7 protein-coding genes and 1 pseudogene are annotated in these 8,650 nt (G+C 36.7%); all 8 read left to right on the forward strand.

The window, feature by feature from the left end; genetic code table 11:
• Nucleotides 1-116: 116 nt before the first annotated feature.
• The 8 genes and pseudogenes from ftsE (at nt 117) to QZL64_RS01755 (ending at nt 8,623) form a co-directional block, all read left to right on the forward strand.
• Entirely contained in the window at nt 117-803 is a 687-nt protein-coding gene (ftsE, locus tag QZL64_RS01720; protein WP_021840326.1) for a cell division ATP-binding protein FtsE, read from the forward strand.
• Nucleotides 793-1,701, forward strand: a complete 909-nt coding sequence (gene ftsX, locus QZL64_RS01725; RefSeq protein ID WP_021840327.1) for a permease-like cell division protein FtsX — start codon at nt 793-795, stop codon at nt 1,699-1,701. Before ftsE ends, ftsX begins: the two co-directional genes overlap by 11 nt.
• Before the next feature lie 69 nt (nt 1,702-1,770).
• Nucleotides 1,771-2,994 carry a murein hydrolase activator EnvC family protein gene (locus QZL64_RS01730; RefSeq protein ID WP_021840328.1) on the forward strand — a complete coding sequence of 408 codons (1,224 nt, stop codon included), beginning with the start codon at nt 1,771-1,773 and terminating at the stop codon, nt 2,992-2,994.
• An 83-nt stretch (nt 2,995-3,077) separates the two neighbouring features.
• Complete coding sequence (locus tag QZL64_RS01735) at nt 3,078-4,379, forward strand: S41 family peptidase (RefSeq protein WP_021840329.1); 1,302 nt, start codon at nt 3,078-3,080, stop codon at nt 4,377-4,379.
• Between the two features lie 140 nt (nt 4,380-4,519).
• A pseudogene (locus QZL64_RS01740) lies at nt 4,520-4,789 on the forward strand (DEAD/DEAH box helicase family protein); the annotation flags it as partial.
• 298 nt (nt 4,790-5,087) lie between these two features.
• A complete protein-coding gene (locus tag QZL64_RS01745) occupies nt 5,088-6,788 on the forward strand; it encodes a hypothetical protein (RefSeq protein WP_021840331.1) in 1,701 nt (566 codons plus the stop codon).
• Between the two features lie 118 nt (nt 6,789-6,906).
• The gene (locus QZL64_RS01750; protein WP_021840332.1) at nt 6,907-7,734 is read left to right on the forward strand and encodes a ParA family protein; all 828 of its coding nucleotides are present in this window, start codon (nt 6,907-6,909) and stop codon (nt 7,732-7,734) included.
• Nucleotides 7,688-8,623: a ParB/RepB/Spo0J family partition protein gene (locus QZL64_RS01755; RefSeq protein ID WP_441351084.1), complete on the forward strand. Its 936-nt coding sequence runs from the start codon at nt 7,688-7,690 to the stop codon at nt 8,621-8,623. The genes QZL64_RS01750 and QZL64_RS01755 overlap by 47 nt, the downstream gene beginning before the upstream one ends.
• Nucleotides 8,624-8,650: the final 27 nt, after the last annotated feature.

Genomic DNA, 8,650 nt, shown 5'->3' on the forward strand with positions numbered 1-8,650 from the left:
CAGGTCTTGATTTGCGTGTATTTGATGATGCGATTACATTCAAGATTGCACTTATGGTTGTGAAATATATGAAGTATATGGAAAGTAAAGATACATTTTAATGGAGGAGATTACTGATGATAATCTTAGAAAATGTCACAAAGACATACTCATCCGGTACACCTGCCTTAAATGGTATTAATCTGCATGTTCAGAAGGGTGAGTTTGTATTTATAGTAGGTAAAAGCGGTTCGGGTAAATCAACTCTTATAAAGCTTCTGCTTAAAGAGTTAGACCCGACAACAGGAAAGATATATATTAATAAGAAATATCTTAACAAAATCACAAGAAAGAAGCTTCCTTATCTCAGAAGGGACATAGGTGTTGTGTTCCAGGATTTCAGGCTTCTTCCGGATAGAAATGTTTATGAAAATATTGCATTTGCAATGAAGGTTGTAGAAGCTCCGTCAAGACAGATTAAGAGCCGTGTCCTTTCTATGCTCTCAATGGTTGGGCTTCTCGACAAATATAAGGCTTATCCGAATGAGCTTTCAGGCGGCGAGCAGCAGAGAGTTGCAATCGCAAGAGCTCTTGTAAACAGACCGGCTATCCTTTTATGTGATGAGCCGACAGGTAACCTTGACCCTGCCAATTCTGCCGAGATTATGAAGATTCTTAATCAGGCTAACAAGCTTGGCACGACTGTCCTTGTTGTTACACATAACATGGAAATTGTGCAGCAGATGAAGAAGAGAACTATCACAATGAGTGAAGGTAAGATTATAAGCGATTTGGAAAAGGGTGGTTATTTCTATGAAGATTAGGTCATTATTTTATCATATAAAAGACGGTCTCAAGAACATATACCGCAACCGTCTGTTTTCACTTGCTTCAATAGCAACAATAGCGGCATGTATATTTCTTTTTGGTATTTTGTATTCACTTGTAATGAATTTCCAGTATATGGTTAAAAAGGCTGAAAATGAAGTCTGTGTTACGGTTTTCTTTGACGAGGGACTTTCAGAGACACAGATTAAGCAGCTCGGTGATACTATTTCAAAAAGAGTTGAAGTTTCTTCAGTACATTACACATCTGCTGAAGAGGCATGGGATAAATTCAAGACAGAATATTTTAAGGAATATCCTGAACTTGCATTAGGATTTAAGAATGATAACCCGCTTGCCAACTCTGCATCTTATGAGGTATATCTCAGCGATGCAAGCATGCAGGGTACACTTGTAACATATCTTGAGAATCTTGACGGCGTAAGACAGGTAAACCGTTCAGAGGTTACTGCGAGCAGCCTTGCAAGTGCAGCAAAGCTTGTAGGATATGTTGCTGCAGCAATTATTATCATACTTCTTGCAGTATCAATTTTCCTTATTACGAATACAATTGTTATTGGTATTACAGTTCGTAAAGACGAGATTTCAATTATGAAATTTATTGGTGCAACTGATGGATTTGTAAATGCACCGTTTTTCGTTGAGGGTATTACAATCGGAATTATTGGTTCAGTAATTCCGCTTGTTATTCTGGGGTATATTTATCAGAAGGTTATCAGCTACGTTCTTGGTAAATTCTCAATCCTCAGCAATATTCTTGCATTTATGCCGATGTCAGATGTTTTCAGAGTTCTTGCCCCTGTGGCAATATGCCTCGGAATCGGCATTGGTTTCCTCGGAAGCTTCTTTGCGGTACGTAAGCATGCCAATGTATAAAATGCCGGTTTGTAAAATGTTTAAAGAATGTGCCGTTATCGGATGGTATTGAGAAAGGAGAGGCACCGTATGAAAAAAACGACAATTTTAAAATTTGTTGCTACATTGCTGTGCCTTGCATTATGTGCATCTTCTGTTATGGCTTTGTCTAACGGATTGTTTGCGGCAAAAAAGGTCGCGGCTTCTGACCTTGATGACGTAAAACAGGAAAAAGAAGATAAGGAACAGCAAAGAAAAGATGTTCAAAAGAAAATGGACGAATATAAGGCCAGTGCACAAGATACAAAAGAATATATGGCAATACTTGACACACAGATGTCAGAACTTAATGGCAGTCTGTACGAACTCCAGATAAAGATGGAAGATCTGAATACACAGATTGATGAGACAACACAGAATCTTGAGGCGGCACAGGAAGATGCAGCAAGCCAGTACGAGATGATGAAGTTAAGAATTAAATTTATGTACGAACATAATGAAGAGAGTTATCTTGCTTTGATTCTTACATCTGAGAGTATGGGTGAAATGTTAAACCGTGCCGAATATGTTACAAAAATTTCGTCATATGACAGGGATATGCTCACAAAATATGAAGAGACTATTAAGTATATAGCTGAGGCAAAACAGCAGCTCGAGGATGATTATACTGAGCTTGCTGATACACAGTCACAGCTTGAATCACAGCGTGATGAGCTTGCACAGATGCAAGCTGAAAAAGAGAGCGAACTTGCCAATTATAACAGTCTCATAGCATCCTCAAAGGCACAGGAAACGGAACTTTCCAGTGATATCAGCGGACTTACGAGTGAGATAGAGCGTATTGAACGCGAGCTTGAGGAACAGAACAGAAATAACAACAATAATAATGGCGGAAATAGTGGCGGAAGCACAGATATTCCAAGTACGGGAGTATTTCTATGGCCTACAATATCAAGAAGAATAACTTCTGATTATGGCGATACTGATGGAAGAAACAATCCGCATATTGGAATTGATATAGGAGCAACTACGCCGGGCGTATGGGGAGACCCTATTTATGCGGCTGACGGAGGAAGAGTTGTAAGAGCTGAGTATAACTGGTCAGCAGGTAACTGGCTCTGGATAGACCATGGCAATGGACTTTATTCTATTTATATGCACTGTTCACAGTTCCTTGTCTCTATAGGCCAGACAGTAAACAGAGGAGATACAATAGCTCTGATGGGTTCGACAGGTGAATCGACAGGAGCACATCTTCATTTCAGTGTGCGTTATGGCGGTACATATGTTAATCCTTGGGGATATTTAAGGTAGAAAGGCATATTTTTTATACATAAATCAGAACGGGTCTTAATACAGATTTGTTCTGATTTAAGTTTTTTGAAAGGCGAAAACAGATGGATAATATGGACAATTCAAATCAGCAGAACAATGATTTAAATAATGCGTATGCATCGTATAAGAGAGAAAAAAATAAAAATAAGTCAAAGTTTGGCAAAGGGCTTGTGGCTGGCATTCTTGCAGGAGTTTTCGCAACGGTTTCTGTTGTGGGAATTACAGCTGGGATTTTTGAGAGAAAAGGATATCTTCATTTTGGTGCAAATGGAGAGGTGTATGTGCAGCAGACTTCAACTGATGATTCAGATGGAATAGGAAGTGATGTTGAGGGTAAGCTTAATGCAATTGATTCGCTTCTTGACAGGAATTTTTATTTTGGTGGAACAGATGATGAAAAGGCTGAAAATTATATTTACAAGGCTTTTCTTGATTCCTATGGCGATAAATATACAGTTTATTATACTCCTGATGAATATAAGGCAATCCTTGAATCGACAAGCGGCAAGTTCTATGGAATAGGTGCTGTATGTCAGAAAAATGAGGATGGTTCGATTCTTATCGCAGATCCATATGAGGATGCTCCGGCATACAAAGCGGGAATAAGAAAGGGCGACTGTGTTGTGAAAGTTGACGGAACAGATATAACTGATATGGATTTATCATCCGCAGTTGCACTTATAAAGGGGGACAAAGGAACAACTGTTAATCTTGAAATAAGAAGGGGTTCACAGACACTTACCTTTACAGTTGAAAGAGCAGAGGTAAATGTAAAGACTGTTGACCATAAAATGATGGATGATAATATTGGATATATTATAATTTCACAGTTTGATGAAGTTACGACAAAGCAGTTTAAAGAAGCATTAGAAGATTTGCAGCAGCAGGGAATGAGCGGACTTATAATTGATATACGTTCAAATCCTGGTGGACTTTTAAACAGCGTTGTTGATATTCTTGATGGGATTCTTCCGGATGGATTGATTGTGTATACAGAGACTAAGAGCGGAACACGTAAGGAATATAAGGGAAGCAACAGCAATGAACTTAAAGTTCCTCTTGCAGTTCTTGTAAATGAGGATAGTGCGAGTGCTTCAGAGATATTTGCCGGTGCGGTTCAGGATTACGGAAAAGGTGCGATTATCGGAACAAAGACATTCGGTAAAGGTATTGTCCAGACAATACAGCCGCTCACAGACGGAAGTGCTGTAAAGTATACGATTGCCAAATATTTTACTCCTAAGGGACAGGATATTCACGGAAATGGTGTTACACCTGATATTGAGGTTACGCTTCCGGATGATGCTGTAAGTGACGTCCAGTATGAGGCAGCTGTCAACTATCTTAAAGGAAAAATGAATTAAGAGTTTTAAAAGTACAGAACAAATATTCGATTTGTTCTGTACTTTTTTTATTTTGAATGATATACTATAGTGGTAACATACTAGGAATAGTTTATTATTTTAGATATATCACATAGTTTAATCTTAATCAGGAGAACAGTATGAATCATTTTGAGTTGGTATCTGAATATAAGCCGACCGGTGACCAGCCACAGGCAATTAAGAAGCTTTCAGATGGATTTCTTGAGGGCAATCAGTTTGAGACGCTTGTCGGTGTAACCGGTTCGGGAAAGACTTTTACAATGGCTAATATTATTGAGAAAGTGCAGAAGCCTACGCTTATTATTTCACATAATAAGACACTTGCTGCACAGCTTTACGGCGAGATGAAGGAATTTTTTCCAAATAATGCTGTTGAATATTTTGTTTCCTAGCATGAGAAAGTCACAAAACAGGTGGTATTTTGTGGTGCTTGGGTGGTTGAACATCCAGATGTTGTGGAAGCGGTAGTTGTGAGAGTATAGGTGAAAAGCGGGTGGATGAAGAGGTTTTGTGACTTTTCATTGCTTGTTTTTTGATTTTAAACACATAGAAAAATATTAATATTTTTAATTTGAATATAGATTAATGAATTCATTGATAGGAAGAAAGAATCTGGATTGATGAAAAGGAAAACTAAGATTATAATAAAAAGAAAGTTTATGAAAATAACATTTGAGGAGAAATAAAATGAATATAGGTGATAGTAAAATAACCACATTATTATCGGATATAGAAAGAGTTAGAAGACGAAAGATAGCTGATTATAAATCGGTGGAAAATGTTGAATATATTGATGTAGCTGATAATATGCAAAAAATAAATATTCCTAATAACAATTTGATATTTGGAAGAAGAGGAAGTGGGAAAACAACATTAATTTTAGCAGCTATAAAAAAAGATGTTAATATAATTACAGCTATTGATATTCAGCCTATAAAAAGTGAAGCAATTATTAATATTATTATAAAAATATTATCTAAGATAATGCAAAGTATATCAGATGAATTGAAAGAGGAATTTGTGATTTTAGAGAAACAATATTTAAGGCAGTATGAAGGAATTACAGGGATAATTTATTGGTTGTTAAAGAAAAGAGATAAAGAGTTAAAACAAAAATATATAGATGAAAAAAATTATTTAGATTTGATAGAAAAAGAAGAGTCTTTAATTGAACATTTAAAAAGGATTCAAGATGGAATTGAAATTGAGATTTCGGAAGAAAAAAGAAATAATCATGAAACTACCAATAGAGAAGAATATACATCAAATTTTAAAACTAATGCCAATGTAGATGTTAATTTGCAGGGGAAATATAAAATAGTGCAAAGCAGTATAAATACATCACTTAGCAGTATAACTGAGTATTTGGAAAAGAGAATGGATGAGGTGACAACATATAATTCTTCAGAGATGAAGACGTCATATGTAAAAAAGGTAAGCCGAATAGAGATACTTCAAGAACAGAAAGAAAATATTGCATTTTTGTTTAATGAGGTAAAGAAGATTACAGAAAAAGGTGTTGTAGTATATTGGGATGATTTTTATCAAATTCCGTTAGAAAACCAACCGGAGATTATTCAATATTTTCATGACATATATAAGCTGTGTAACAATTATTCCTTTTGTTTTAAAATAGCGACTTTGCCTAATAGGTTACGAATGAATGAAAATGAAAAACGAGATATGTCTTACAAAGATGACTTTTCAACAATAAAATTGGATTTTGATTTATCAGAATTGGACAGGACAAGAGAATATCTGTTGAAAATTATTATTAACATTAACACAAGTTTGGGATTGGCTAAACAAGATATTGAAGGATTGTTTAGTAATGCGGAAGTCTTGTTATATGCAATCATTGCAACAGGAGGGAATCCACGAGATTTTTTACTAATGTTTGCAGAAATAATAAAAAATGCTCGACAAGATAATAGTAAAACTATAAAAAAGGAACATATTTATTCTGTCGTAAAGGATTTGCGAGCAGATAAAGATAATAATATAGAAACTGATTTTGGCTGTTCAACGGGACTAATTCAGGAGGCAATAGCACTAATTGCTAAAGAAATTGTTGAAGAAAAAAATACCAATGTATTTCTATATCCGAAGGCACTAGCAGAGAAGCATGAATATCTGTTAAAAAATTTAGTTAATTTACGATATTTACATGTTATAAAAGATACAATTAGCTCGGAAAGTAGAAAAAAAGAAGATTTTGTAGCATATTTGGTAGATATGAGTTTTTATGCAGTTAATAAACGTTTAAAGCAAGGATTTAACTTTTGCCAATTTTGGGTGAGGGATAGTGAAAGTAGATTGACTGAGTTACGAAAAGCTAAAATATGGAATTTCCCTGAGTCATTAATAGATAAATATAGTATTAATTAACATTACATAGCCGATTGGTTCAATACGAGTCAGTCGGCTTTTTCATACCCATTTTTATACATAGCCAATTCCGTAAAAAGGATTGGCTATTAAATTTTTCGCGGAAGGAGGAAAACATATGACCAAGTGTAAAGTAATTGCCCTTGCAAATCAGAAAGGAGGAACAGCTAAGACCACAACAACATTGAATCTAGGAATCGGTCTTGCACATCAAGGGCGAAAAGTATTATTGGTCGATGCTGATCCACAGGGAGATTTAACAACCGCATTGGGGTGGACTGATGCAGATAATCTTCCGATTACGTTGGATACACAGATGAAGAAAGTATTACAAGACGAACCATTTGTGTATAATGAAGGCATTTTACACCATAAAGAAGGAGTTAACATTATTCCAACTAACATTGAATTATCGGGCATGGAAATCTCCCTGGTAAATGCCATGAGCAGAGAGCAGACACTAAAGCTGTATCTGGCAGATTTGAAAAAGGATTATGATTATATCTTGATTGATTGTATGCCTAGTTTGGGAATGCTGACCATCAATGCATTAGTCGCCGCAGATAGTGTAATTGTTCCGGTGCAGGCTCATTATCTTCCATTAAAGGGCATGACACAGTTAATGAAAACAATCGGCAAGGTACAAAGGCAGCTAAATCCTAATCTGAAGATTGATGGAGTCTTACTGACACTTGCAGATATGCGGACAAAACTTGCAAGAACAACAGAGGATAGCCTTCGAGAAAATTACGGAAAACATATCCGAATTTTTAAAACGGTTATTCCAGTGGCTATCACAGCGGCAGAAAGCAGTGCAGCAGGACAGAGCATTTATGAGTATGACAAGAATGGAACTGTTGCAAAGGCGTATGCAGAATTTACGAGGAAGGTGATTCAATGTGGCGAAAAGCAGAGAAATAAACATGAATCTTCCCTCAGCCGATGACCTTTTTACCACACAGGAAGAAAGAGATCATAAGAATCAGGAGTATGTAAAAGATATTTCTATTTATGAAATTACAGATTTTCCGAATCATCCGTTTAAGGTGAAAATGGATGATAAGATGTTGGAAACTATCGAAAGCGTGCGTGATCATGGCGGATTAGTCCCATCACTTGTCAGGGAAAAGCCAACAGGCGGGTATGAAATGATTTCTGGACACCGCAGAAAAATGGCAAGTGAACTGGCTGGAAAAGAGACAATGCCATGCATTGTAAGAAATCTTAGTAATGACCAAGCAGTCATTGTCATGGTTGACAGCAATCTTCAGCGAGAAGAAATCTTACCATCCGAAAAGGCATTTGCTTATAAAATGAAGCTAGAGGCTATGAAGAGACAAGCCGGACGTCCAAGAAAAAATTCTGTGCCAATGGCACAGGAATTTCGTGGAAAGACTTCAAGAGAAATATTAGGTGAACAAGTTGGAGAAAGCCAAGACCAAATCCGCCGCTATATCCGCCTTACAGAACTTATCCCGGAAATCCTTGAAATGGTTGATGACAAAAAGATTTCTATGCGTCCGGCGGTGGAGCTGTCTTATTTGCCGAAAGAGGAACAGGAGATATTGTACGACACCATGGAGTCGGAGGCTTGTACCCCAAGTCATGCACAGGCAATTAAAATCCGCAAATTTTCAGCAGAGGGTAGGTTGAATGAAGATGTTTTGCTATCGATTATGTCAGAAGAGAAGCCAAATCAGGTAGAACAGTGGAAAATCCCGAAGAACCGGCTAAAAAAATATTTTCCATTGGGAACTACACAGCAGAAAATGGAAGAAACCATTATCAAAGCACTGGAATTATACCGGAAACGGGAAAAAAGCAGGGAACGATAGGCATTTTGACACCAAGGGAAAAGTCTA

It is taken from the genome of Veillonella sp. CAG:933, from assembly GCF_000431435.1.
Lineage (GTDB): Bacteria > Bacillota > Negativicutes > Veillonellales > Veillonellaceae > Veillonella_A.

Coding starts and splice junctions, on each gene's coding strand:
- QZL64_RS01750 (WP_021840332.1), top strand. CDS start 6,907: ATGACCAAGTGTAAAGTAATTGCCCTTGCAAATCAGAAAGGAGGAACA.
- QZL64_RS01730 (WP_021840328.1), top strand. CDS start 1,771: ATGAAAAAAACGACAATTTTAAAATTTGTTGCTACATTGCTGTGCCTT.
- ftsX (WP_021840327.1), top strand. CDS start 793: ATGAAGATTAGGTCATTATTTTATCATATAAAAGACGGTCTCAAGAAC.
- QZL64_RS01745 (WP_021840331.1), top strand. CDS start 5,088: ATGAATATAGGTGATAGTAAAATAACCACATTATTATCGGATATAGAA.
- QZL64_RS01735 (WP_021840329.1), top strand. CDS start 3,078: ATGGATAATATGGACAATTCAAATCAGCAGAACAATGATTTAAATAAT.
- ftsE (WP_021840326.1), top strand. CDS start 117: ATGATAATCTTAGAAAATGTCACAAAGACATACTCATCCGGTACACCT.